The sequence below is a fragment of the Flindersiella endophytica genome, assembly GCF_054779015.1.
Window position 1 is genome coordinate 799254 of sequence record NZ_BAAGYY010000009.1, and the last position, 25477, is coordinate 824730.

20 protein-coding genes and 1 tRNA gene are annotated in these 25477 nt (G+C 70.1%); 14 read left to right on the forward strand and 7 right to left on the reverse strand.

What is annotated here, in order from left to right:
• The first annotated feature begins 30 nt into the window (after positions 1 to 30).
• Positions 31 to 594 carry an RNA polymerase sigma factor gene (locus tag ACYVF6_RS08935; protein ID WP_460518416.1) on the forward strand — a complete coding sequence of 188 codons (564 nt, stop codon included), beginning with the start codon at positions 31 to 33 and terminating at the stop codon, positions 592 to 594.
• Between the two features lie 78 nt (positions 595 to 672).
• Here ACYVF6_RS08935 and ACYVF6_RS08940 read toward each other — a convergent pair whose 3' ends face one another.
• Positions 673 to 918 carry a hypothetical protein gene (locus ACYVF6_RS08940; protein WP_460518419.1) on the reverse strand — a complete coding sequence of 82 codons (246 nt, stop codon included), beginning with the start codon at positions 916 to 918 and terminating at the stop codon, positions 673 to 675.
• On the opposite strand from ACYVF6_RS08940, the gene ACYVF6_RS08945 reads away from it, so the two are divergent.
• From ACYVF6_RS08945 to ACYVF6_RS08965, 5 genes are all read left to right on the forward strand, one after another.
• Positions 917 to 1609, forward strand: a complete 693-nt coding sequence (locus ACYVF6_RS08945; RefSeq protein WP_460518421.1) for a hypothetical protein — start codon at positions 917 to 919, stop codon at positions 1607 to 1609. The two genes, ACYVF6_RS08940 and ACYVF6_RS08945, sit on opposite strands and share 2 nt — an antisense overlap.
• 99 nt (positions 1610 to 1708) lie before the next feature.
• On the forward strand, positions 1709 to 3355 hold the full coding sequence (locus ACYVF6_RS08950; protein WP_460518424.1) for an FAD-binding oxidoreductase: 1647 nt from the start codon (positions 1709 to 1711) through the stop codon (positions 3353 to 3355).
• Between the two features lie 269 nt (positions 3356 to 3624).
• Positions 3625 to 3792, forward strand: a complete 168-nt coding sequence (locus ACYVF6_RS08955) for a hypothetical protein (RefSeq protein WP_460518427.1) — start codon at positions 3625 to 3627, stop codon at positions 3790 to 3792.
• A 49-nt stretch (positions 3793 to 3841) separates the two neighbouring features.
• Positions 3842 to 5680, forward strand: coding sequence for a M48 family metallopeptidase (locus ACYVF6_RS08960; RefSeq protein ID WP_460518429.1), 1839 nt, complete (start codon positions 3842 to 3844; stop codon positions 5678 to 5680).
• 2 nt (positions 5681 to 5682) lie between these two features.
• Positions 5683 to 7539 carry a M48 family metallopeptidase gene (locus tag ACYVF6_RS08965; RefSeq protein WP_460518432.1) on the forward strand — a complete coding sequence of 619 codons (1857 nt, stop codon included), beginning with the start codon at positions 5683 to 5685 and terminating at the stop codon, positions 7537 to 7539.
• Between the two features lie 37 nt (positions 7540 to 7576).
• On the opposite strand, the gene ACYVF6_RS08970 is transcribed toward ACYVF6_RS08965, so the two are convergent.
• Complete coding sequence (locus tag ACYVF6_RS08970) at positions 7577 to 10942, reverse strand: S8 family peptidase (protein WP_460518435.1); 3366 nt, start codon at positions 10940 to 10942, stop codon at positions 7577 to 7579.
• A gap of 126 nt (positions 10943 to 11068) precedes the next feature.
• Between ACYVF6_RS08970 and cysS the strand changes: the two genes are divergently transcribed.
• From cysS to ACYVF6_RS08985, 3 genes are all read left to right on the forward strand, one after another.
• Positions 11069 to 12487 (forward strand): cysteine--tRNA ligase, encoded by a 1419-nt coding sequence (cysS, locus tag ACYVF6_RS08975; protein WP_460518438.1) that lies wholly within the window; start codon positions 11069 to 11071, stop codon positions 12485 to 12487.
• Between the two features lie 29 nt (positions 12488 to 12516).
• Positions 12517 to 13488, forward strand: coding sequence for a TrmH family RNA methyltransferase (rlmB, locus tag ACYVF6_RS08980; RefSeq protein ID WP_460518441.1), 972 nt, complete (start codon positions 12517 to 12519; stop codon positions 13486 to 13488).
• Between the two features lie 137 nt (positions 13489 to 13625).
• Positions 13626 to 14783, forward strand: coding sequence for an acyl-CoA dehydrogenase family protein (locus ACYVF6_RS08985; protein WP_460518444.1), 1158 nt, complete (start codon positions 13626 to 13628; stop codon positions 14781 to 14783).
• A gap of 10 nt (positions 14784 to 14793) precedes the next feature.
• Here the strand turns inward: ACYVF6_RS08985 and ACYVF6_RS08990 are convergent, their stop codons facing one another.
• Positions 14794 to 15120, reverse strand: coding sequence for a dihydrofolate reductase family protein (locus ACYVF6_RS08990; RefSeq protein WP_460518446.1), 327 nt, complete (start codon positions 15118 to 15120; stop codon positions 14794 to 14796).
• A 96-nt stretch (positions 15121 to 15216) separates the two neighbouring features.
• Between ACYVF6_RS08990 and ACYVF6_RS08995 the strand changes: the two genes are divergently transcribed.
• Positions 15217 to 15564: a DoxX family protein gene (locus ACYVF6_RS08995; protein ID WP_460518449.1), complete on the forward strand. Its 348-nt coding sequence runs from the start codon at positions 15217 to 15219 to the stop codon at positions 15562 to 15564.
• An 83-nt stretch (positions 15565 to 15647) separates the two neighbouring features.
• Here ACYVF6_RS08995 and ACYVF6_RS09000 read toward each other — a convergent pair whose 3' ends face one another.
• Entirely contained in the window at positions 15648 to 16868 is a 1221-nt protein-coding gene (locus tag ACYVF6_RS09000) for a DUF4032 domain-containing protein (protein WP_460518452.1), read from the reverse strand.
• Positions 16869 to 16984: 116 nt separating this feature from the next.
• Here ACYVF6_RS09000 and ACYVF6_RS09005 point away from each other — a divergent pair, with 116 nt between their 5' ends.
• Positions 16985 to 17896, forward strand: coding sequence for a calcium-binding protein (locus ACYVF6_RS09005; RefSeq protein ID WP_460518454.1), 912 nt, complete (start codon positions 16985 to 16987; stop codon positions 17894 to 17896).
• On the opposite strand, the gene ACYVF6_RS09010 is transcribed toward ACYVF6_RS09005, so the two are convergent.
• The gene (locus ACYVF6_RS09010) at positions 17881 to 21033 is read right to left on the reverse strand and encodes an AfsR/SARP family transcriptional regulator (RefSeq protein ID WP_460518457.1); all 3153 of its coding nucleotides are present in this window, start codon (positions 21031 to 21033) and stop codon (positions 17881 to 17883) included. The two genes, ACYVF6_RS09005 and ACYVF6_RS09010, sit on opposite strands and share 16 nt — an antisense overlap.
• A gap of 78 nt (positions 21034 to 21111) precedes the next feature.
• Between ACYVF6_RS09010 and ACYVF6_RS09015 the strand changes: the two genes are divergently transcribed.
• A complete protein-coding gene (locus ACYVF6_RS09015; protein ID WP_460518460.1) occupies positions 21112 to 21633 on the forward strand; it encodes a hypothetical protein in 522 nt (173 codons plus the stop codon).
• 3 nt (positions 21634 to 21636) lie between these two features.
• On the opposite strand, the gene ACYVF6_RS09020 is transcribed toward ACYVF6_RS09015, so the two are convergent.
• Together ACYVF6_RS09020 and ACYVF6_RS09025 are read right to left on the reverse strand one after the other, a co-directional pair.
• A tRNA-Thr gene (locus ACYVF6_RS09020) sits at positions 21637 to 21712 on the reverse strand.
• An 86-nt stretch (positions 21713 to 21798) separates the two neighbouring features.
• Positions 21799 to 22815 (reverse strand): LacI family DNA-binding transcriptional regulator, encoded by a 1017-nt coding sequence (locus tag ACYVF6_RS09025; protein ID WP_460518463.1) that lies wholly within the window; start codon positions 22813 to 22815, stop codon positions 21799 to 21801.
• Between the two features lie 296 nt (positions 22816 to 23111).
• Here ACYVF6_RS09025 and ACYVF6_RS09030 point away from each other — a divergent pair, with 296 nt between their 5' ends.
• Both ACYVF6_RS09030 and ACYVF6_RS09035 read left to right on the forward strand, forming a co-directional pair.
• Positions 23112 to 24203 (forward strand): ABC transporter ATP-binding protein, encoded by a 1092-nt coding sequence (locus tag ACYVF6_RS09030; RefSeq protein WP_460518466.1) that lies wholly within the window; start codon positions 23112 to 23114, stop codon positions 24201 to 24203.
• Between the two features lie 22 nt (positions 24204 to 24225).
• Positions 24226 to 25455, forward strand: a complete 1230-nt coding sequence (locus ACYVF6_RS09035; RefSeq protein ID WP_460518469.1) for an alpha/beta hydrolase family protein — start codon at positions 24226 to 24228, stop codon at positions 25453 to 25455.
• Positions 25456 to 25477: the final 22 nt, after the last annotated feature.

Below are 25477 nucleotides of genomic sequence, written 5' to 3' on the forward strand. Positions count from 1 at the left end.
CAGCGCCTGCCCCACGGACACGTAAGGGATATGGACGGTCTGACGGATCGCGACCTGTGGGAACGAGCTGGCGCGGGGGAGTACGACGCGTTCGGTCAGTTGTTCGACCGGCACGCGCGCACGGTCTACAACTTCCTGTTCCGGCGCACTGCGTCGTGGAGCGATGCGGAGGACCTCACCTCGGCGGTCTTCTTGCACGCATGGCGACGACGGAGCGAGATCATCCTCGACCGTGACTCCGCGCTGCCGTGGCTGTTGAAAGTCGCCGACTACTGCGCCCGCAACCAGCGCCGGGCCCTACGGCGTTACCTGCATGCGCTGGAACGCCTGCAGATCTCGCGCGACGAGCACCCGGACCACGCCGACGCCGTTGCCGCCCGAATCGACGACGAACGCGCGATGGTGCACGTTCGTGCCGCGCTGAGACGCCTGCCCAAGCCCGAACGCGAGGTCGTCGAGCTGTGTGTCTGGGCCGGGCTCGACCAGCAAGCCCCTGCCGCGGCTCTGGGCATACCGATCGGCACCGTCAAGTCACGGATGACACGAGCGCGGCGGCGACTGCGCGGCGAGCTCGTCCCAACCCCTAGCGTGTGAAGGAGAGTCAGCCATGCCCACGTCGATCTCACCGCCCCCGGAACGCGAGCTGCCGCCCGGCCACCACGTGCGGCGGCGTCACCAACTGGTGACCTTCGCGCAATTCGACGGCAGGCCGTCGAGGCGACTGTTCTGGGTACCGATGGTCGCAGCCGCATCGGTGGTCGCCCTGGTCGCGACCGGCGCGGTCGCCTTGCAGGCATTGCGCCCGGACGGCGCGCCCAGGGCCTCCGGCAACAGCCATGCGACCACGAGGCCCACCACAGCGCCGAAGTCGAGCACTCGTGCCAAGTCCGAAAGGCCGAGGATCGCCCAACCAGCCATGCACTGGATCACGGGCCGAGCACTGCAGGACTTCTACGATGAATGCGTCCGGGTGAGCAATCAGCAGGCGAGCGAAGTCGTACCGTCTGTGTTCCCCCGCTTCGAACGGCCGTTGTTCGCGTTCAGCTGGGACTTTCCCGAGAGCTCCCAGCCCCCGGCCGTTGATGCGACGGCCTGGCTCGTCGCGGCAGATGGTGACGGAACCACCGACGACAAACGGGGGCTCTGCTGGCGCGACCGCTGGGGCCACACCGTTGCCGGAGGCCAGGTAGGTGGCACTGACGAGCCCAAGGGCGATCCGTACCTCTACCAGATCGTCGACGGCAGGCATCTCTTCATATCGCCGGTCGCGACCGTTACGTACCAGCCCAAAACCCCGGGCGGCGTCGAGACCTATGCCGTCGTGCGGGACGGCATGTGGTTCTATCCGGAGTACACCCCAACGTTCGCCAACGACGAGGATTTGCTGGCAGCCGGGCTGGACGGCGGGCTGATCCACCTACTCGGCGGCCGCTATCGCTATCGCGGCTACGACGCGAACGGCAAGCTCGTCTACGACTCCGAGAGGGATGGCCCGTTCGCCCGCGACTGCCACACCGATCCCACTGGCACCAAGGTCTTCCACACCGCGGGCAAGCCGGACGCTTCGCCGGAGACCTGCGAGCGTACTTACGAGTGGACGGCACCGTAGCCGGCACTCGACCCTGAGATCGGGTCATCCCTTCGACGACGCAGGATCAACCGGTTGACGGATACCGCGAACGGGTGGGTCGACCGTAGCTTCGACCGCATGAACGATCTGAGCAGACGCACGATGCTGACCGGGGCCGCGGTGCTTGGAAGCGCCGTCGGCCTCGGTACGGGTGGAACAGCAATGGCCGCACCGGCGGGAAGCTCCGCCGGTGCGGAGAGCGCGCCGATCGACCCGGTCAAGGTGACCCCCGACGACCCGAGGTACGCAGATCTCACACTTCGCGGGGGAAATCCGCAACTTCGCGGCAAGCCGGACTACTATCGGCTGGTCGGTACGACCGAACAGGTCGTGCAGGCGGTGCAAGAAGCCGTTCGTGCCAACCAGAAGATCGCGGTACGCAGCGGCGGCCACTGCTTCGAGGACTTCGTTGACAACGCCGCCGTCAAGGTGGTCATCGACATGTCCCAGTTGGCCGATATCTATTTCGACCGCGAGCGCAACGCTTTCGCGGTCGAGCCAGGTGCCCGGCTGATGGAGGTCTTCCAGAAGCTCTACCTCGGTTGGAATGTCACGATTCCGGGTGGCAACTGCGGTGGAGTCGGCGTCGGCGGGCACCTGTGCGGTGGTGGCTATGGCCCGCTGTCACGCCAGTACGGCTCGGTCGTCGACTATCTCGAAGCAGTCGAGGTCGTGGTCGTCGACAAGCGTGGCCGGGCCAGGGCCGTGGTCGCGACCCGGAACCCCAGCGACCCGCACCACGACTTGTGGTGGGCGCACACCGGCGGTGGCGGCGGCAACTTCGGCGTGGTGACGCGCTACTGGCTGCGCGCGCCCGGCGCCCGCGGATCCAACCCGTCGGCGCTGTTGCCGAAGCCACCGGCGAAAATCCTCAACGGGGTGGCGATCTGGTCGTGGAACGGCATGACCAAGGAATCGTTCAGCCGGCTGCTGCGCAACCATGGCAGCTGGTTCGAGCGCAACAGCGCGCCGGACTCGCCGTACGCCAAGTTGTGGAGCGTGCTCCTGCTGGGCAGCCCGCAGGTGGGCGCGGCTGACCCGGGTGGCTCTTTGCTGGTCACGGAGATCGACGCCACCGTGCCGAACGCCGCGAAGCTGCTCGCCGACTACCACGCAGCGATCGGCGAAGGGGTCGAGCCGAAGCCGACGATCGTTCCGTCGACCGAGCTGCCGTGGCTGCAGTCGGCGATTCAGCTGAACGGCGGGCAGGTGCCCGGCGAGTCTGAGACCGGCTCTTCCAAGGTCAAGGCGGCCTACCTGCGCAAGCGGTTCACCGACGAGCAGATCAGCCTGACCTACGACTACCTCGCCGGCGACAAGCGGGGTGACGCAGGCGGTGGCCTGTGGTTCGTCGCGTATGGCGGGAAGGTCAACACAGTTGCGCCGGACGCGACAGCCATGCCGCAGCGCGACTCCATCCTGAAGGCGATTTTCCTTACGGGCTGGGAGAATCCGGCCGATCAGCCGAAGCACATGAAGTGGATCCGGGAGTGGTACCGCGACACGTACGCCGAGACCGGCGGTGTGCCGGTGCCGGGCGACAACGTGGACGGCTCGTACATCAACTACCCCGACAAGGACCTCGCAGACCCGGAGTGGAACAAGTCCGGCGTACCGTGGAGCACCTTGTACTACAAGGACAACTATCCGCGGCTGCAGCGGGTGAAGGCGAAGTACGACCCCCGGGACGTGTTCAACCACGCGCTGTCGGTTCGCCCGGTGTAGGTCGGCTTACTCGACGGTGGAGGCGGGGGCTGCGTAGCTGTTGCAGGCTCCCGTCTCCGCTGCGTTGAAGCCGCGGGCGATCCATTCGCCTTGGGAACGGGAGGTCCCGTGTGTCCGTTCGGATCCCGAGGCGCCGTCGGAGTCGCCGAACGCACGGAAGGTGTAGAACTCGAACGCCGAGCGCTGGTTTCCGCTGACGGGGTAGCTGTCCTCGATCGAGCGGACGAAGACGCCGGCTCGGCGTCGTCCTCGCGGGCGGTGTCCTGATCGTGGGCGGCGACCTCGCGCCCGCCCGGACGATGAAGGGCAGCGCGCTGCTCGGCAAGCTGCACGCGTTCCGCCAGCGACTGGAGACCGGCGAGCTTCCCGGCGTCGTCGAAAACTTCGTCACCAGTCTGTCCGGAACGATATCCACAGCCCGCCGCCTGCGGATCTGACCGACGACCCTTCGCCTGTACTAAAGTGCCCGGCCGGGAGGTCGGAGACGTGTCTACTGGGCTGCGTGCGTTCATCGCCGTTGCGTTGCTCGCCGGATTTTACGTTCTGGCGTTGGGAAGTGTCGCCGCGTTATGTGCCGGCGGCATCGCCCTGGTGGTCGAGTTCGGCGGATTCGCCACGGTGAAGATCGCGATCGCGTTCATCGCGGTCGCGGGCGCCATCGTCGTCGGGTTGTTCAAGGCGCTGAAGCGCCCGAAGTTCGAGCCGTACGGCGTGCGGCTGAACGAGTCCGAACAGCCGCATCTCTGGGGCGTGGTCCGCGATCTCGCCAACCGTGTCGGCACCAAGCCGCCGGACGAGATCTGGCTGGTGCCGGAGGTCAACGCCGCCGTCGCCGAGGACACCCGCGTGCTGGGGCTGGTCGGCGGCCGCCGCTACATGCTGGTCGGCCTTCCGCTGCTGCTCGCGCTCACCACCGACCAGTTGCGTGCGGTGCTCGGCCACGAGCTCGGTCACTACTCGCACTCGCACACCAGGCTCGGCGCGATCAACTACCGCGGCCGGATGACGATCATCGCGACGATGGCTCAGCTCAGGCGCACCAACCCCGTGCGCTGGCTGTTCGCCGGCTACGCCCGGATCTACTTCCTCGTCGAGAGCGCGGTGAGCCGCCGGCAGGAGCTCGAGGCCGACCAGGCCGCCGGCGCGATCGCCGGCCGCCGCGCCGCCCAGACGGCGTTGCACGAGGTCGAGGTGCTGGCCGCGGCCTGGGGTTTCTACCTCAACAACTACGTGGGGCAAGGGCTCGACCACGACCTCGCACCGCGCCAGGTGTTCCCGGGTTTCTCGAAGTTCCTGTCCGGCCGGCAGCAGGAGCTGTCCGAGCTGCGCAAGCAGGAGCTTCCGGGCGAGAGCTCGCGCTGGGACAGCCACCCCGCGACACCGGAACGGATCGCGAAGCTGGCGTCCGCACCCGAGCACGGCGTCTACAACGACAACCGCCCGTCGTGGCAGGTGCTCGTTGACATCCAGGGCCTGGTGGCGTTCCTGGAACGCGAGTCGCTCGACTTCGGCGACCGGCAGGCGCTGGACTGGCCGGAGTACACCATGCGTTCGGTGCTGGCGTCGGAACAGGAGCTGGCCGACGCCATGTTCCGCGCGCTGTCGCGGATCACCGGCCGTACCCCTGAGAGCTTCGAAACCGTCCTGTCGGCCGGCGAGAACGGCCAGCTCGGCCGGCTCTGGGACGACCTCAACCGGGCGAACGCACCCGAAGGCGGGTTCGCCGCGATCGTCACCGTGGCCGCGATCCGCAGCGGCGTCGTCCGGGTCGAGCACCGCTGGGACGGCCCGGCCAGCTTGCTGACCAGGGACGGCGCGGAGTTCGACCCGTCCCAGATCCTCCAGCCTCTGACCGACGGCACCCCGGCCGGCGCCGCGAAGGTACGCGGCATCCTCCGCGACCACGGCATCGACCTGCGGCAGGCCACGCCGCAGCAGCTGCGCCAGGACGGCCGGCGTGCCGACGCGGTCGCGGCGATGGCCAACCTGAAGGTCAACGGCAACGACATGGACCTGATCCTCACCGACCAGGGCCTGGTGCTCGTACCCGCGCCGAAACGCTCGTCCGACCAGGGCGAGCAGCGCCTCGCCAACCTGCTCCAGCAGCGGACACCTGCGGAGCTGGCCTCCACACCAGGTAGCCTCTGGATCCCGTTCGAGGAGATCGTCTCCGCCGAGGTACGCAAGGAGGTGCCCGTGCAGGCGGTCCTGAACGTGCACGGCGGGCACACCTTCGAGCTGAAGGAAACCTGGTCCGGAGAACAGATCGGCAAGTCCCGCGACACCTTGCTCGAGGTGCTCGCCAAGTTCACCGATCGCGGCTGACCGTGACACTTGGAGCGAGGATCGGAGCCCGGGCGGCGATCTCCGTCACGCTGATCGCGGGTTTCTACGTTCTGATCGGCACGGTTCTCCTCGGGCTGGCTGTCTGCCTCGGCCTGTTGGTGGGGCTCGGTGGCTGGGCGATGCTCGGAGCGTTCGTGCTGTACGTCCTGCTGATCGGCGTGGCCGCCGGCCTGGGCAGGGGGCTGCAGGCACCGAAGTTCGAGCCGCACGGCACCCGGCTGCTCGAGGCCGACCAGCCCGAGCTCTGGGCGCTGGTCCGCGACCTGGCCGAGCGGGTCGACACCCGGCCGCCGGACGAGATCTGGCTGCTGCCCGAGGTCAACGCCGCGGTGTGGGAGCAGACCACCTGGCTCGGCCTGCGCGGTGGCCGGCGCCTGCTGCTGCTCGGCGTCCCGGTGTTGCTGGCGATGAGCGCCGAGCAGCTCTGCGCGGTGGTCGCGCACGAGCTCGGCCACTACTCGCATTCCCACACCCGGCTCGCCGCGATCAACCAGCGCGGCCGCGTCGCTGTGGCGGGCGCGTACGTGAAGCTGAAGCGGCTCAACCCGTTGCGCTGGCTGTTCGTCGCGTACGCCCGGCTCTACTTCCTCGTGGAGGCAGCGGTCAGCCGGCAGCAGGAGCTGGAGGCCGACCAGGCCGCGGCCCGGATCGCGGGCCGGGCGGCCGCCCAGTCGGCGCTGGTCGAGGTGGGCGTGCTCTCCAGTGCCTGGGAGCTCTACGTCGGCCGGTACGTGACCGCGGCCCTGCCGTTCGGGTTGGCGCCCGCCAGGGTCTTCCGTGGCTTCCCGGAGTTCCTGGACGCGTGCCGGAACGATCTGGCGGAGCTGCGAGAGCACGTCGGACACGCGGCCGGATCCCGCTGGGACAGCCATCCTCCCACCCGGGAACGCGTCGCGGCGCTGGCCGGCGCGCCGGAGATCGGCGTCCACAGCGACCCGCGGCCGGCCTGGCAGCTGCTGTCGGATCCGGACGCCCTTGTGGAGCAGGCCGAACGTGAGGCGTTCGACTTCGGCGACCGGCGGCTGCTGGACTGGCCGGAGTACGTCGCGGAAGGCGTCCGGGTCGAGGCCGAGCAGCGTGCGGACACGATGTACCGGGCGCTGTCCCGCGTGACCGGCCGCAAGCCGGAGCAGCTCGACACCGTGCTGGCGGCTTGCGAGCAAGGCGAGTTCGACGAGCTGTGGCAGCGCATGCAGGAGGCGCATGCGCCCGACGGCGGAGTGAGCGCGGCCGTCGTCACGGCCGCGCTCCGTAGTGGCGCGGCACGGATCGAGCACCGCTTCGACGGCGACCCGCGGCTGCTGCTCACCACCGACGGCACGGAACTCGACGTCGACGCCCTGCTCAAGCCGTTGCTGGACGGCGGTGGGCCTGCCGTCGCCGGTGTTCGCGCGGCGTTGCGGGCCGCCGGCGTCGACCTCGCGCAGGCGAAGACCCGCCAGTTGCGCGACGACGGTGCGTTCGCCGAGAACCTCGGCGCTCTGCCCGACGTGAAGCTGGACGGCGAGTGGAAGGACCTGGTCGTCACCACGGACGGGCTGGTGTTCCGGCCCGGGCCCGAGAACCGCAGCCAGGATGTGGGAAAGCGGCGGTTGACGCAGCTCCTGGCGGAGACCACCGCCCAGCAGCTGATCGCCGACCCGCGCAACCTCTGGATCCCGTACGACGAGATGGCGTCGGCGACCGTACGCCGGGAGATTCCCGTCCACGCCGAGATCCAGCTCTACGACGGTGCGGCCTACGAGATCAGGGAAGCCATCTACGGCAGCCCGGTGGGCAACGCCCGCGAGATCCTCATCCGGTTCCTGTCCGCGCTCGCCACGACCGGGAGCGGGTGAGCGGCGAGCGGGACGGGAAGCGGCGTTCAGCGGTCGTTCAGCGCAGCTGGTAGGACCGGATCACGGTCTGGTCCAGCCGGTTGTTCTCGGTGTCGAGGATGGTCAGGCGGAGCGAGACGAAGCCGGTTCCGGCGCCCAGCGCGGGATGCCGAGCGATGGCTCGCCAGGTGCTGCCGTCGTGGGTGACCGGCAACGCCTGCCAGGAATGCCCGTCGTCGTAGGACGCGGCCATCGTGATCGTCTTGATCTGTGGCGGAGTCACGTCGTCGCTGACGTTCCACCGCACCTGGCCTCGCAGCGGGAAGGTGCGCGCGGCCGGCGCGCGGTTGAGGTCGTCGAAGTCGCCGGTGATCCGGGCGGCCATCGTGGTGAACCATTCGCTGGGTCCGCCCAGCGGGCCGGCCTCGCTTTCCGGTGCGGGTCCCTGGCCCTGGAACGTCCAGGAGGTGTCGGTGTGGGTGCCGAGCTTGGACCACGCCACCGAACGATCGACGAGCTGCCGCAGTGTGTAGGTCGCCGGTCCGGACGGCATGACGAACTCCGGCTGGAAAATCTCCTCGGTGCTGCCGATCACCGTGCCGTCGCGGGTCAGCGTCACCTGACCGGTGTAGCCCGCGCGGTTGAACGTGCCGGAGAACGAGCTGCTGGCCGGTGCGATCGGCTCCGGCAGGAAGCCCATGGTGGCTCCGTCCCGGTTGGAGTAGAGCATCTGCGGCCCGAAGGCGGCCTTGCCGGCGTCGAGCCGGTAGGCCTGCCCGGCCCGGTAGGCCCCGTCCGCGGGCAGGTCAGGATCCTCGAAGTTCACGCCTGTGCCGTCGGTGTCAGCGAGGTTGACCTGCAGGCCCCAAACCAGGTCCGGCATCGCGGTGTAGTACTCCGTCCGCCGTTCCGGTACCCGCGGCTCCTGGATCACCTCGATCAGCGGGGCGCTGAGGTCACCTCGAGCCAGCCACGGCGTGTCCCAGCGAAACGCATCGGCCGGTACGCCCTGCGCGTGCAGGTGGGTGTCGACGACCGCCAGGTCCTTCGGGTCGGCGCGGAACGCCAGCTCGTCCGGGATCCGGCCCTGCTGGCGGAACACCAGGTGGTACGTCGCCGGCGGGCGGGCACCTTCGGCCGTTGCCGTTGCTGCTGCCGTGGCCGGCTCGGCGAGTGTCGCGTGGTAGCCGAACTCGTACGGCCGCGACGTCACCGGCTTGGTCGGCGTGGCGTACAGCGGGACCTGCTGGCCGGGCCCGTACTGGCCGGACCAGCCCTGGGTCAGCACCTGCTCTCCGAACGTCTCGACCAGGGCCACCCCGTCACCGGCAGGCACTGCCTTGGGCGCGCCGGCGCTCGCGGTCATCCGCTTGGCGGTCCGGGCGTCCAGCGTCAGCGCGAGAGCACCCTCGACGACCAGATCGGGGGTCGTCATCACGGTGGCGCTCTCCACCACGCCGTCGGCGCCGGCGGTCTCGACGACGGTGAGCAACTCGTACGTGCCCTTCGGCACGCGCATGACCAGCTCTCCGCCGGTCAGGTGGGCGGTGGTGAACTCGAACGTGTCGAGGTTGAGCAGCTGGACCGGCAGTGTGTTCTCGCTGATGTCCTTGCCGGTGCGGTCGAGGACCTTCACCGTGACGTCGTAGGACTCGGCCTCGGTGTGGACGGCGAGTGCCGTACGCGCGACCGCCGATCCGCCGGCGAGGGTGGCGGTCAGCGCTCCCGTCGTGTCACCGACGTCAGTCGCCGTCGCGTCGACTCGCAGCGTCGCGGCGGCCGTTCCGTTCGCCGGAACGGTGAGCTCGGCCGGCTCGACCGTCGCGCCCTCCAGTGAGGTGGTCAGGTTCAGCGTCACCGGAGCCGTGCCGTCGTTGTGGTACGACACCGTCCGGCTGAGTTCTCCGGTCTGTGGCCAGCGGTTGAACAGCGAGACGCTGCCCTGGTCCGGGTACACCGTGGTGCTGATCGCCCGGGTCAGGTCGACCCGGCCGGCGCCCTGCTCGAACGGCGAGAGCTCGGCGTTCGGCTTCGCGGAGCTCATCAGCGCCGGCTTCAGCCGCGCCGCGTTCCAGTCCGGATGCTGCTGCAACAGGATGGCGGCCGCGCCGGCGACGTGCGGTGTGGCCATCGACGTTCCGTCCAGCCGCGTGTAGTGATCGTCCACCGGATCGCCCAGGCTCGTACCACCGGCACGGGCCGCGGCGATGCCGACGCCGGGAGCGGTGAGGTCCGGCTTGATCGCGAAGTCCCCGGGCCGTGGGCCGGTGGAGGAGAAGCCGGCGAACTGGTCGGACTTGTCCACGGCACCGACGGCCAGCGCGGCGTCGGCGGTGCTGGGTGTGCCGAGGCGCTGCGGCCCCTCGTTGCCGGCGGCGATCACGAACAGTGCGCCGGTCTGCTCGGTGAGCCGGTCGACCGCCTGCTCGAGCGGATCGGTGCCGGGGGAGTCGGGGGCGCCGAGGCTGAGGTTGACGACCTTCGCGCCGGCGGCGGTCGCCCACTCCATGCCGGCGATGATGTCGGAGTCCGAGCCGTAGCCGTCGTCGCTCAGCACCTTGCCGGAAAGCAGCTTCGCGTCAGGCGCGACGCCCTTGTACCTGCCGCCGGAGGCCGTGCCGTCGCCGGTGACGATGGAGGCGACGTGCGTTCCGTGGCCTACCTTGTCGGCGGTGCCGGACGGGCTTCCGGTGAAGTCCTTCGCGTCGACGATCGCGTCGGCCAGGTCGGGGTGCGTCGCGTCGACGCCGGTGTCGAGGACCGCGACGGTGACGCCCTTGCCGGTGAACCCGGCCTGCCAGGCGTCCGGTGCGCCGATCTGCGGGACGCTCTGGTCGAGGCTCGCCCGGACCCGGCCGTCCAGCCAGACCTTGGAGACGCCGCCGGTCCGTACGGTCGTCCAGAACGTGCCGGCCACCGCCTTGCGGGCGCGGACCGCCTGGGCGCCGACGCTCGGCAGCCGGCGAACGACGCTGAGGCCCCCCGTCTGTTCGAGGCGCTTGCCGGCCGTGACGATCAGCGGCAGGTCCGCGCGGCGCGCGTCGTCGTACCCCTGCCGGATCAGGCCGGTGACGTCGAACAACCGCTCGTCGAGCCGGCCGCTCGCGATCAGCGGTCCGGCGTCGGAGGGGACGACCCGTACCGACGTGCTGGTCCGGCGCTCCTGGAACCCGATCCGGTCGCGGCCGGCTCCGGGCCGGACCTGGATGGCCGGCAGCCGGCCGGGCGTGGTCGTCACCGTCACGCGGTCGCCCGTGATCAACGTGACCGTGTGACGTTCGGCCTGCGTGGCTGCCCGTGCGGTCGGGCCGGGTCCACCCTGGTCAGCGGGCGGTGGTGCCGCCCCTGCCGTACTGGCGGCGGCGAGCAGGGCCGCGGCCGCGACGAGCACCCCGATCGGGCGTCGTCCTCGTGGTTTCCACACCGTTCGTCCTCCTCTGAGTGGTTGGATCTGCCGGGGAGGACGGAGCCGGCGACCGGTGCGCTGCAGGAATTTCGCGACGAGGATTCCTCGGCGCCATCGCGCGGTCGTTCTCGGTACGCTTAGTGAATGGTCCTGCGTCTGTACGACACGCACGCGCGTGCACTCCGTGACTTCGAGCCGCTCGAGCCCGGCAAGGTCACGATGTACGTCTGTGGTGCGACCGTGCAGAGCGCTCCCCACGTCGGACACGTCAGGTACGCCGTCGCGTTCGACGTGCTGAGCCGCTGGCTCACCCACCAGGGCTTCGAGGTCTCCTACGCCCGCAACGTCACCGACATCGACGACAAGGTGCTGGCCAAGTCGGCGGAGGCGGGTGTCTCGTGGTGGGCACACGCCTACCGCAACGAGCTCGCGTTCTCCGAGGCCTACGACCTGCTCGGCTGCGTCAAGCCGTCGATCGAGCCGCGGGCGACCGGCCACATGCCGGAGATCATCGCGATCATCCAGCGGTTGGTCGACGCCGGGCACGCCTACGCCAGCGGCGGCGACGTGCTGTTCGACGTGCGCTCGTTCCCCGACTACGGCGCGCTGTCCGGGCAGCGGATCGACGAGCTGGAGCCGGCGGGCGACACCGAGAACGTCTCGGCCAAGCGCGACCCGCGCGACTTCGCGCTGTGGAAGGGCGCGAAGCCCGGCGAGCCGACCTGGGAGTCGCCGTGGGGGCCTGGCCGTCCGGGCTGGCACATCGAGTGCTCGGCGATGTCGACGAAATACCTCGGCCGCACCTTCGACATCCACGGTGGCGGCATCGACCTGGTGTTCCCGCACCACGAGAACGAGCGGGCGCAGTCCCAGGCGGCGGGCGACGGGTTCGCGCGCTACTGGCTGCACAACGCCTGGGTCACCACGGCCGGTGAGAAGATGAGCAAGTCGCTCGGCAACGACCTGCGGGTGGCCGAGGTCGTCCGGCGCGGTGTGCGGCCGGTCGAGCTGCGCTACTACCTCGCCTCGCCCCACTACCGTTCGATGATCGAATACTCCGACGACTCGCTGCGCGAGGCTGCGGCCGCCTACCACCGGCTCGAGAGCTTTGCCGAGCGGGCGGTGGAGTTGCTGGGTGAAGAGGTCGCCGCGCCCCTGGCCGAGCGGCCGGCGGTGCCCGCGGAGTTCGCCGCGGCGATGGACGACGACCTCGGCACGCCGCAGGCGCTGGCCGTGGTGTTCTCCGCAGTCCGCGACGGCAACACCGCGTTGGCGGCGGACGACAAGGACACCGTACGCTCGCGGTTGGCGGAGGTCCGGGCGATGCTGTCGGTCCTCGGCCTCGACCCGCTCGACCCGGCCTGGCGGCGCAAGGCATCGTCCGACGACGCAGCGCTACGCGGTGTGGTCGACCAGTTGGTGCAGGCGATGCTCGCGCAGCGCGAGGAAGCCCGGGCCGGCAAGGACTGGGCGGCCGCCGACGCCGTACGCGACCGGCTGCGCGCGGCCGGGATCGAACTGACCGACACCGCCAGCGGTCCACGCTGGTCGCTGAAGAGCTAGCTCTTTGACTCGTCTTTTGGAGTTTCACTGTGCCCGGTAACAGCAACAGGCGCGGAGCCGTGCGTAAGCGCGCGGCCGGCAACCCGACGGCCGGATCCGGCGGCCGCGTCCGCCAGGGCCTGGAGGGAAAGGGCCCGACGCCGCGCGCCGAGGACCGGCCCAACCACAAGAAGTACAAGTTCGCCAAGAAGGCGGCGGCCGCCAAGGCGCGCCGGCCGCGCTCGTCCGGTGGTGGCGGGCAGGGCGGCCGCGACGGTGACAAGCCGGAGTGGATCGTCGGCCGTAACCCCGTGGTGGAGGCGATGCGCGCCGGCGTTCCGATGATGTCGGTCCACATGGCCGAACGCACCGAGCGCGACGACCGGCTGCGCGAGGTGATCCGGCGGGCCGGCGAGCTCAACATTCCGCTGCTGGAGGTCTCGCGCGGCGAGCTCGACCGCATCACGAGCGAGGCCGTGCACCAGGGGCTGGCGATCCAGGTGCCGGCGTACGGCTATGCCGACCCCGCTGACCTGCTCGATCGGGCGGCCAAGCTCGACCAGCCGCCGCTGCTGATGGCGCTCGACGGCGTGACCGACCCGCGCAACCTGGGGGCAGTCATTCGTTCGGCGGCCGCGTTCGGCGCACACGGCGTGGTCGTCCCCGAGCGCCGGTCGGCGTCGATGACGGCGGCGGCGTGGAAGGTCTCGGCCGGGGCAGCGCTCCGGGTGCCGGTGGCGCGCGCGACGAACCTCACGCGGACGCTCAAGACGTACCAGAAGGCGGGCCTGACGGTCGTCGGGCTGGCGGCCGATGGCGCGGGCGAGATCGCTGACCTGGGGCCGGACGTGCTGTCCGAGCCGCTGGTGCTGGTGCTGGGTTCGGAGGGCAAGGGCCTGGGCCGGCTGGTCGGCGAGACCTGTGACCACCTGGCCCGGATCCCGATGACCTCGGGGATCGAGTCGCTGAACGCCGGTGTGGCGGCGGGCATCGCGCTGTACGAGGCGGCTCGCCACCGCTGAACGCGTTGAACGCGCTGAACGCCTCGGTGACGCGCGGATGTCGGGTGGTTTGAGACGGCGCGACATCCGCGTGAAAAGTACTGCCGTATTCATCGGCTGCCGCATAATCGATGGCACGTACGGCAGAAGGGGCGCGAATGTCCATCCAACGGCTGCTTCCGAGCGACGACGCCTATGACCTGCTCGACCTGGTGCGGCAGATCGCCGGCGAGGAGCTGGCGCCCCGCGCGGCCGAGGGCGAGGCGGCGGGACAGTTTCCACGTGAGACGTTCCGGCTGCTCGGCAAGGCGGGCCTGCTGTCGCTGCCCTACTCCGAGGACTACGGCGGTGGTGGCCAGCCGTTCGAGGTCTACCTGCAGATGCTGGAGGAGCTCGCGTCCGCCTGGCTTGCCGTCGGGCTGGGGGTGTCGGTGCACGTGCTGACCTGCAACCCCGTTGCCTACTTCGGCACCGAGACACAGAAGGCGGAGCTGTTGCCGCGGCTGCTGGGCGGAGAGCTGCTCGGCGCCTACTGCCTGTCGGAGCCGCAGGCCGGCTCGGACGTCGCGGCGATGACGACGCGTGCGGTCTCCGCCGCTGGGGGCGACGGCGGCTATGTCGTCTCGGGTACGAAGGCCTGGGCCTCGCACGCCGGTCAGGCCGACTACTACACGCTGTTCGCGCGTACGTCCGACGACCGTACGCACGGCGTCAGCTGCTTCGTGGTCGACGCGGGCACCGCCGGCATCACGGTCGCGCCGCCGGAACACAAGATGGGGTTGACCGCCTCGCCGACCGCGATGGTCCACTGGGACGAGGCGCGGGTGCCCGCCGAGCGGCGGATCGGCGCCGAGGGCGACGGCATGCGGATCGCCTTGTCGGCTTTGGATTCCGGCCGGCTCGGCATCTCGGCGTGCGCGGTCGGCGTTGCGCAGGCGGCGCTTGACTACGCCGTGTCGTACGCCCGGGAGCGGAGGCAGTTCGGCCGGCGCATCCTTGATTTCCAGGGGCTTTCGTTCATGCTGGCCGACATGGCAGCGGCGGTGCAGTCGGCGCGCGCGACCTACCTCGACGCGGCCAGACGCCGTGATCGCGGCCTGCCGTTCTCGACGGAGGCCTCGATCGCCAAGCTGGTCTGCACCGACGCGGCGATGAAGGTCACGACCGACGCGGTGCAGGTGCTGGGCGGTTACGGCTACGTCCGCGACTACCCCGTGGAGCGCTACATGCGGGAGGCCAAGGTGCTGCAGATCTTCGAGGGCACCAACCAGATCCAGCGCGTGGTCATCGGCCGCGCCCTCGACCGCGAGAGCTGACGGGCGCCCCCTAGGCCGCCGCGTACCGCGCGTAGGTGATGCCGGACTGGAAGATCTGCCCCTCGACCAGCCGCAGCCGCGGCTGCTCGAAGCCGTCGGGAAACAGGCGGCGGCCGCGGCCGCGGCCTTGGACGACTGGGTAGACGAACAGCCGGTACTCCTCGACCAGTCCGGCGGCGATCAGCGTGTGGCACAGCGAGATGCTGCCCGTCACCACGATGTCGTGCCCGGGCTTCTCCTTCAGCGCGCGCACCTCGCTCACCGGGTCTCCGGACAGCACGGTGGAGTGCTGCCACGACGGATCGGTCATCGTCTGCGAGACGACGTACTTCTGCACCTGGTTGAGGTAGTCAGTGACGCCGGTCTGTCACATCCGTGCGGTCGCAGGTGTCACCGATGTGGAACAGAACCGAATCGGTGAGGAGCACCGCTGATGTCTATCGCGTACGTTGTCGTCACCCTGTTCGCCGCTGCCTTCGTGGGGTTCTCGGCGGTGTCCGTCTTCGCCCGCGCCACGTGGGTCGTGCAGCCGATCACGGAGTACGGCGTGCCGGAGTCGTGGTGGAACTGGCTGGGCGCGGCCAAGGCAGCCGGTGCCGCAGGGCTCGTGGTGGGCCTGTTCGTCCCGGCGATCGGCTTGCTGGCGGGCGGCTGCCTGGTGTTGTACTTCATCGGCGCCGTCGCCACGGTCGTACGCGCGCGGCGGCTGTCGCACGTCGGGTATCCGCTGCTGTACATGGCGCCAGTGGTCGCGGCGCTCGCGCTGGGCCTGAGCGGCTGAAGCGGCTGAAGCGCCGGCAGGCGCGGCGTGTCCCTCACCGGCGCCTCAGCCACCCCTATTCACGGGAGCCCGGTGTCAGCGGTTCACACGTCCTCGTACGCGTTCGCGTCCGGTGGTGGCAGCGTGACCTTCTCGTCCGGCCGGGTGCGCAGAACGTTGTCGATATAGGACTGCGTGGCCTCGAGCAACGGCACCTCGTGGCCTGCCGCCTCGGAACTGAACCAGCGGTGCTCGAGTACTTCGTGGAAGATCTCAGCCGGCTCGAGCTTGCCTCGCAGCTCCTCCGGCACCATCCGGACCACCGGCTCGAACGCGTTGGCCAGCCACTGGTGCGCGACGATCTCCTCGTCCTCGTTCTGCTGGTCGGTGGCGGCGCGGTAGGCGTCGAGGTCGTTGAGCAGGCGGCGAGCTTGGTTCTCCTCCACGTCGAGGCCGGTGAGCCGTAGCAGCCTTCGCGTGTGGTGTCCGGCGTCGACGACCTTCGGCTGGATGCGGATCTTCATACCGTCGAGATCTGTGGAGATGTCGAGCTCGGCGACGTCGAACCCGAGCTCGTTGAGCCGCCGGATCCGGGCCTCGATGCGGTACATCTCGCCGGTGTCGAACTCCTCCGCCTCGGTGAGCTCGACCCACAGGCGTTCGTACCGGTCGACGGTCATGTCGGCGAGCTCCATCAGCTCGGTGTCGTCCGGCATCATGCCGCCGGCCTGCAGGTCGAGCAGGCCGCCGAAGATGTTGGTGTGGGCCAGCTCGAGGTCGTAGGCCCGCTGGCCGTCGGACAGCTCGTTGTGCAGCTCACCCGTCTCGGCGTCGACGAGGTAGGCCGCGAACGCGCCGGCGTCCCGCCGAAACAGGGTGTTGGACAGCGAGCAGTCGCCCCAGAAGAAGCCCTCGAGGTGCAGCCGCACAAGCAGCACGGCGAGCGCGTCGACCAGCCGGACGACCGTCTCGGGGCGCAGGGTGTGGGAGAAGACCGCGCGGTAGGGCAGCGAGAACTGCAGGTGCGCGGTGATCAGGATCGGGTCGAGTGGCTCGTTCCCGGCGTCCCGCCGATCGAGGACCACACCAACCGGCTCGACACAGGGGATGTCGAGCCGGTTCAGGTCGCGGAGCAGGCCATGCTCACGCAGGACGTAGTGCTGGGGTGCCTCCTTGAGCGCGTAGACGCGGTCCTGAACCCGGACGAAACGGACGACGTGCCGTGAGATCCCGCGTGGCAGCGCGACGAACAGGTCCTCCGGCCAGTCCTCGAGCGGCAGCTGCCAGGGCAGCGCGAGGAGGCCGGGAACGGGAGGTACTGACACGAACCGAGGCACATGTGCAACCTATCCGGCCGAGCGCAAACATTTCGCAACCGGAAGGCATCCGGGTGAGCCGAGCCTGCCGACGTACAGCTCACCTCATCCAAGGAGCACGAACCATGCCTCCGTACTTCCGAACCGTTCGCCGCGCCACCGCGGCGGTCCTCGCGGTCGCGGCCGTCGCCGCGGCCGGCCAGGTGCTCACCGCCGGCGCGGCGCACGCCGTACCGCCGTCGCAGGTGACGATCGAGGGCGCCGGCACGATCATCCGGTTCATCGCCGAGCCCGCGACCACCAACAACGTCACGATCGCCGTCGATCCGGTCGACCCCACGGCGTACCGCCTCACCGACCCGGCCCACACCGTCTCCGCGCTGTTCCCGTGCACGGGCGTGACCGCGAACTCCGTCTCGTGCCCGGGTGCCGGCATCACCTATCTGCAGGTCTACCTCGGTGACCTCAACGACTCCGCCCGGAACACGACCAAGCTGCCCGCGACGCTGTCCGGCGAGGCCGGGAACGACCAGCTCTTCGGTGGCGTGGCCGACGAGAGCCTGAGCGGCGGCGCGGACAACGACCTGCTCGAGGGCGGCACCGGCGACGACGTCCTCAACGGCGGCACCGGCACCGACTGGGTCTACTACTCCACCCGGGCCACGACGGTCATGGTCACGCTGAACAACGTGCCCGGCGACGGCGAGGTCGCGATCGGCGAGAACGACAACGTGAGCTCGACGGTCGAGAACATCTACGGCGGCTCCGGCAACGATCACCTGGTCGGCAGCACCGCGGCGAACGTCATCAACGGCAACAGTGGCAGCGACCACATCTACGGCGGTGCGGGTGCCGACACGCTGAACGGTGCGGCCGGGGCCCGTGACATCGTCTACGGCGAGGCCGGCGCCGACACCATCGACGGCGGCGCCGATGCCGGTGACTCGGGCGACGGCGACTGGAACCAGGACGGCGTCGACGACGACGTGGCGATGGACAACTGCAGCGCGGCGACCGAGGTTCAGTACTCCTGCTGATCCAGGGCGCGAAGGACCCCTTGGATGTGCTCCTCGCCCATCCGGTGTCCGGTCTCCCGATGAATCGAAAGCGCCTGCCGGGCGTGCTCGACGCCGGCTTGCCTGTGGCCGGCGTCGAGCTCCGTCTCGGCATAGACGGTCAGCGCGAGCCCTTCCAGCAAACGGAAACCGACCTCGCGGGTGAGCTCGAGGGCTGCTTGAGCATGTGCGTACGCGTCGTCCAGCCGGCCCAGCAGGCGCGCGTCCTGGGCCAGGCCGATCAGCGAACTCGCTTGCTGGTAACGGTTTCCGACCTCGCGGGCCAGCCGCAGGGCGTACTCGCGATGGCGGATCGCGGTTGCGGGCCGGCCGCGTTGGTGCTCGACAATCGCGAGGACGTTGAGCAGGGTCGCCTCGATCCAGCGGCTGGGATAGCCCTCGAGGATGCCGAGACCTGTGCGTACGTCCGCCAAGGCCTGCTCTTGATGGCCGGAAGCGCAACGTACCTTGGCCAGACTGCCCAGCGCGGCGGCCTCGTTGACGTGCTCGCCGACGTCGCGGTAGAGCGCGATGGCCTGCTCGACCAGCGTTCGCGCCCGGCCGAACTGGCCGAGCTCGTAGAGCGTATCGGCCAGGAAACAAAGGGTTCTCGCCTCGCCGGCGCGGTAGTTCGCCGCGCGACGCAACGCCAGCGCTTGCTCGAAGTAGTGCACGGCCTGCGTGAGCCGGCCCGACTCGGCGAGCAGGGCGGCGAGGTTGCTGAGCGCGAAGCCCTGGCCCGCGACGCGGCCGGCCCGCTGCTCCAGGCCGAGCGCCTCGAGGTAGCAGGCGACCGCCTCGTCCAGCCGGCCGGCGGCGCGGTAGCCGTTGCCGAGGTTACCGAGCGCGGTCGCCTCGCCGGCGTGCCAGCCTGCCTGGTGCGCGAGGGCGCGGGCGCGGAGGTTGTGTTCGATCGCGACGGGCAGGTTGCCGAGGCCGCGGTGGTGCGCCTGCGCCAGGCTGAGATGCGCGGCGGCCTGCCCCATCGGATCGTTCCCGGCCTCGGCAGCGGCCAGGCCCCAGCCGGCCACGGCGAGCCAGTCGACCGTACGGCGGTTCAGCACGAAGTACGACCGGAGCGCGTCAGCCAACGTCCAGGCCGCGTCGTACGGTCCGTGCGCGGCAGCCGCCTCGACGGCCGCGAGCAGATTCGCGCGTTCTGCGTCCAGCCATCGCATGGCGTCGGGTGCCGCGGCGAGCTCGGCCGGCTCAGTTCCGCCGGTCTTCGTGGGGGCGGGCAGCCGGACCAGTTCGGGGTTGAGCAGCAGGCTGGCCGCGCGTGCCGAGGCGACGTACCAGTCGAACAGCCGCCGGAGCGCCCCTGCTCGCTCGGTGGCGGTGAGGTCGCCGTCGGCGCGTTCCCGGGCGTAGTGGCGGAGCAGGTCGTGGCTTGCGAAGCGGTCCGGCCCGCGCGGTTCGGCGAGGTGGGCCGTGACCAGCCGGTCCGCCAGGCGGTGTACGGCGGGGAGATCGAGCCCGGCCAGCGCGGCCGCGGTCTCCATGGTCCAGTCCGGTCCGGGCAGCAGGCCGAGCTGGCAGAAGAGCCGGCGCGCACCGAGTGGGAGCTTCTCGTACGACAGGTCTATCGCGACCCGGACGGCCGCCTCCTCGTCGCCCTCGACGGCGAGTTCGGCGAGCCGGCTCTCGGCGGCGAGCCGGGCCACGTAGCCCGCGATCCTTTGCCTCGGCGCGTCCAGGATGTTGGCGGCGGCGATCCGCAGCGCCAGCGGAAGGTACGCACACCGCTCCGCCAGCTCCTTCGCCGCGGCGGCCTCGCCCGTGACGCGGGCCGGTCCGAGGACGTCGGCCAGCAGCGCGAGGGCCTCGTCGGGTGCGAACACGTCGACGTTGACCCGCCGGGCGCCGTCCCTCGCGACCAGGCCGGAGAGGCGGTTCCGGCTCGTGACCACGACCAGGCAGCAGGCGCTACCCGGCAGCAGCGGCCGCACCTGGTCCGCGGCCTCGGCGTTGTCGAGCACGACCAGGATGCGGCGGTCGGACAGCCGCGACCGGTACAGCGCGGTCGCCTGCTCCAGGCCGACGGGGACATCCTCGACCGGAACGCCCAGCCCGGGCAGCAGTTGCGCGAGCGCCTCGATCGGCCGGAGCGCGGGCGTCGGGGCGTGTCCACGGAGGTTGACGTACAGCTGGCCGTCCGGGAAGTTCGGCCGCATCCGGTGTCCCCAGTGCACGGCGAGCGCGGTCTTTCCGATGCCCGCGCATCCCGTGATCAGCGCGATCGGCACGCCGCCGTCCGATTGCAGGAGCTCGCCGAGCTGCTTCAGCTGCCCGGCCCGGCCGGTGAAGCCGGCGATGTCGGCCGGCAGCTGAGCCGGCGCCGCGGCCACCGCGCCTGGCCCGGCGGTGAGGTCGAGCGCCGGATCGTTGCGGAGGATCGCCTCCTGCAGCCTGCGCAGCTCCGGACCAGGCTCGATGCCGAGATCGCCCACCAGCCGTGTACGCAAGCTCTGGAACGCTTCCAGCGCCTCGGCCTGCAGCCCGGACCGGTAACGCGCCAGCATCAGCAGCTCGACGGGCCGTTCCCGGAGTGGGTGCTGCTCGACCAGAGCGGTCAGTTCTCCCAGCAGCGCGCGGTGCCGTCCGCACCGGAGGTCGGCGTCCAGCCGCTCCTCGGTCGCCAGCAGCCGCAGGTCGGTCAGCTGCCGGCACAGCCGGTCGCGGACCGCGCTGCCGACGACATCGGCCAGCGCGTCCGAACGCCAGAGCGCGAGCGCGGACCGCAACAGCTCCGCGCGTTCGGCCGCGTCGGCCGTGGCACGCGCGCGTTCTACCAGGCGCTGGAACCGGTGCGCGTCGACGCGATCGGGGTCGGCGCGCAGGACGTAGCCGGGCGCCGCGGTCTCCAGGCCGACGTCGTACCGCCCGGCTCCCGCGGCCGTGAGCAGCCGGCGAAGCCTCGAGATGTGCGCGAAAACGACCCGCCGCGCAGCCGGTGGCGGTTCGTCGTCCCACAACAGCTCGACCAGCCGATCGACCGGAACCACCCGGCCCAGGTCGAGCAGCAGGACGGCGAGCAGCAAGCGGCGCTTGGGAGGTCCGATCTCGATCGACCGGCCGTCGACCCAGACAGCCACCGAACCGAGCAGCCCGAACCTCATCCGGCGTCTCCGACTCGCGCGCAACCAGAACGCAAACGGAGTCGACCAGTCTTCGACCACGACCTGGAGGGGGAGCCCATGCCCACATTCTTCGCGGCCGCGGCGGCTGGAGCTGCTGTTGTCGCAAGCCTGTTTCCACGCGCGTCCGTCGCGCCTGCCGGCACAGAGCCGTCGACGGTGTGGATCGAGGCGCACACGCTGTACTTCAACGCCGCCGAGCACACCGTCAACGACGTCTCGGTCGAGGCGTATCCCGGCCTGGCCGGATACGTCCTGATCAGGGACGACTCGGGTACACCGATCCGCTCGGCCGACCCGTGCGTCCTGCTGGCCCTCAACCTGGTGCGCTGCCCGTGGAACGGCGTCGACTTCATGACGACCGTCCTACGGGGCGAGGACGACCAGTTCAAGGGTGGCATCGGCAACGACAAGGTCTATGCGGGCCCCGGTGACGACAAGCTGCGCGGCGGCCTGGGCAACGACCTGCTCTACGGCCAAGCTGGCGACGACCTCGTGGACGGCGGCCTCGGCATCGACTGGGGCGACGGCGGCGACGATCTCGACACCTGCGTGGCCGAAGGCACGGCGAACTGCGAGTAGAGCTGGAGCCGGTGGCGGGACTCGAACCCGCGACCTACCGCTTACAAGGCGGTTGCGCTACCGATTGCGCCACACCGGCCGGAACACGAAAAGCCTAGCCGCCCCCACCCCCGTGCCCGAAACGAGTATCCGGGCCTGGGCTGCGCTCTTCCGCGCCCTTCCACCTCACACGCGCGCGGAGCCCGTGGAGTTGCGGACGACGAGCTCGGGCCGGAAGAGGTACTCCGTGTGCGGCGCCCCATGCCCGTGGATCTCGTCGATCAGGGCGCGGACGGCGGCCAGGCCCATCGCGTGCACGGGTTGGCGCACGGTCGTCAACGGTGGGTCGGTGAAGGCGATCAGCGGCGAGTCGTCGTACCCCACGACCGACACGTCGCCTGGCACCGAGAGTGACCGCTGGCGTACTGCCCGGATCGCGCCCAGGGCCATCAGGTCGGAGCCGCACAGGATGCCGGTCGCGCCCTGGTCCAGCAGGCGGGAGGTCGCCGCGTGGCCGCCTTCGACCGAGAACAGCGACTGCTCGACCAGCCCTGCGATGCCCGCGCCCGTGAGGTCACGCCGCGCCAGCACGCTCTCGAACGACGCGAGCTTGCGGCGTACCGGCGTGTAGCGGTCCGGTCCGCACGCGAACCCGATCCGCCGGTGCCCAAGGCTCACCAGATGCCGCACGGCCAGCTCGACGGCCACGGCGTCGTCCGACGAGACGAACGGCGCGTCCACGCTGTCGAGGAAGCCGTTCACGAACACGATCGGCAGCCGGCGGCCGGTCAGCTTCTGGTAGCGCGCCGGATCGTTGGTCAGGTCGGAGTGCAGCCCCGACACGAACACGATCCCCGACACGCCGCGATCGAGCAGCATCTCGACGTACTCGTCCTCGCCGACGCCGCCCGGCGTCTGGGTGCACAGCACCGGCGTGTAGCCGTGCTGGGCGCACGCCGTCTCGATGACCTGCGCGAACGCAGGAAAGATCGGGTTGTCGAGCTCGGGTACGACCAGACCGACCAGGCCCGCGCTGCGCTGGCGCAGCCGCACCGGCCGCTCGTACCCGAGCACGTCCAGCGCTGTCAGCACCGCCTGTACGGTCGCCTGGCTCACGCCCGGCCGGCCGTTGAGCACGCGCGACACAGTCGCCTCACTGACACCCGCCTGAGCGGCGATGTCGGCAAGCCGCGCCCTTTTCATCGTTCGTCCTCCGCCACGCGGTGTAGCCGCACGTCAAACACAGCGCAGCGTAGCCGCACCCTCGACCCTGCAGGCAAACTTTGCCAGTCTGCGGAAGGATTGTCTCCTGGGCTCGGCATTCGACGTCCGATCGGGGCCAACGAACGGCGATTACCGTGACACGGACCCGGTGGCATGCCACGATTGCGGTGCTCGAATGGTGGGCCCGAAGATCGGGCCCGGTCGCCCTGAACAGGGGCGAAGACCCTTTGCTCGGATCGTCCGGCACGTTCCTGCCGGTTGAGGGAGAAACTCGCATGGCAACAGTCAGCTACGACAAGGCAACCCGGACCTACCCCGGTTCGGACACCCCAGCCGTCGACAAGCTCGAACTCGAGATCTCGGACGGCGAGTTCATGGTCCTGGTCGGTCCTTCCGGTTGTGGTAAGTCCACCTCGCTCCGCATGCTCGCGGGCCTGGAAGAGATCAACGAAGGTGCCGTACGCATCGGCGACCGCGACGTCACGCACCTGCCGCCCAAGGACCGGGACATCGCGATGGTGTTCCAGAACTACGCGCTGTACCCCCACATGAGCGTCGCGGAGAACATGGGCTTCGCGCTGAAGATGCAGGGTGTGTCCAAGGACGAGCGACTGAAGAAGGTCAGGGAGGCCGCGGAGCTGCTCGGCCTGCAGGACTTCCTCGACCGCAAGCCGAAGGCGCTGTCCGGTGGTCAGCGTCAGCGTGTCGCGATGGGCCGCGCGATCGTCCGGGAGCCGAAGGTCTTCCTCATGGACGAGCCGCTGTCCAACCTCGACGCCAAGCTGCGGGTTTCGACCCGTACCCAAATCGCCGCTCTGCAGCGCCGGCTCGGCATCACCACGGTCTACGTCACGCACGACCAGACCGAGGCCATGACGATGGGCGACCGCGTGGCGGTGCTCAAGGACGGCCTGCTGCAGCAGACCGACACCCCGCTCAACCTCTACGACAAGCCCAACAACGTCTTCGTCGCCGGCTTCATCGGTTCCCCGGCGATGAACCTGCTCGAGGGTACTGTCACCGAAGGCGGCGCCGACGTGGGTGGCTACACCATCCCGCTCGAGGCTTCCATCCGTTCGAAGATCGGCGACGACAGGACCGTGACGGTCGGCATCCGCCCGGAGGCCTTCCGGATCGTCGGCAACGACGAGAACGGCCTGCCCGTCGAGGTCGCCGTGGTCGAGGAGCTCGGTGCTGACGCGTTCCTCTACGGCCTGCTCAACGGCGGCTCCGAGGCACAGACCGAGATCATCGCCCGCATCGACGCGCGCAAGCCGCCGGAGAAGGGCGTCAAGGTGAAGCTGGCCGCTGACGCCGAGCGCATCCACCTGTTCTCGACCTCCAACGGTGCGCGGCTGACCAAGTAGACACTGCGGCGCCGTTACACACGTGGCGGGCAACGACCGGGAGTCCTCGGTCGTTGCCCGCTTCGCAGGTGCGGGCCGAACCGCCGAGCTCATCAGCACGATCGACCCGGAGTTCCCGTGGTGGTTCCGGCTCCGTCTCGACGACACGCGACACGGTGCTGGTGGCGGGTGGGTGGAGCCGCTGCCGCCGCACCTTCGGCTGGCCGGCCCGCTGACCTGGGCGCCGGACGGCAGCGCGCTGGCCGTGCCCGCGTTCCGCGGCATCCGGCGCGGCATCATCCTGGTGGATCCGCAGACCTGTGGATGGCGCTGGGCCACCCCGGACGACGAGGCGTCCTACGTCGATCCGGTCCTGCAGCCGGGCAGCACCGAGGTCGCGGCGATCCGCCTCGGCCTGGACGGTACGCGGGCCCAGGTGCGGCTCTCACCCCAAGCCCCGGCGGTCCGCCGCGAAGGGGCCGCCTCCGGTAGTGCGGCGGAGTTCCGGCTGCTGAGCTGGCGCGTACCCGAAGGTGTACTGGAGGGCGTGCTCGCGTTGCCGCACGGCACCAGGTCCGAGCGGTTGCCGCTGGTCGTACTGCTGCATGGCGGTCCGGTCGGCGCGTTCCAGGCCGGTGACGCCGACCAGCTCGCGCAGTGGACCGTACGCGGATACGCGGCCTTTCAGCCGGAGTTCCGCGCCAGCGGCATCCTCGGTCCGGAGCCGATGCTGTGCACGTTCCAGGGCGTGGGCCTTCCAGGCGACGACCCCGAAGTGCACGATGTGCTCGCGGGTGTCGCCGCGGCGATGGCGACCGATCGAGTCGATCCGGGCCGGGTGTTCGCGATCGGGTACAGCTATGGCGGCTACCTGCTCAACCGCCTGCTGACCGGCCGCGCCGGCCACCCGTTCCGTGCGGCGGTCTGCTGGGAAGGCCTGGCGGACCTCCGGTTGCTGGACGGCGACTCGCTCCGGCTACAGAGCCGCTGGCGCGGCGGGCCGCCCGCCGAACGGCCGGAGGCGTGGGCCGCTGCTTCCCCGATCGAGCGGGCCGGCCGGGTCGGGGTGCCGCTGCTGCTCGCGTACGGCGAGCAGGGCAACGCCACGCCGCACGGTGAGGCATGGCACGCAGCCCTGCGAGCGCAGCAGGTGGAGTGCTCGCTCGTCGTCCATCCCGGCGAGGGCCACGTGTTCGGCGCGGACGCCGAACACGCTCTCGCCGACCGGGCGGTGGCGTGGTTCGCGGCTGCGGCATCCACAGCCGGTCGCTAGGTGTGCATAACCCTGTGCACGC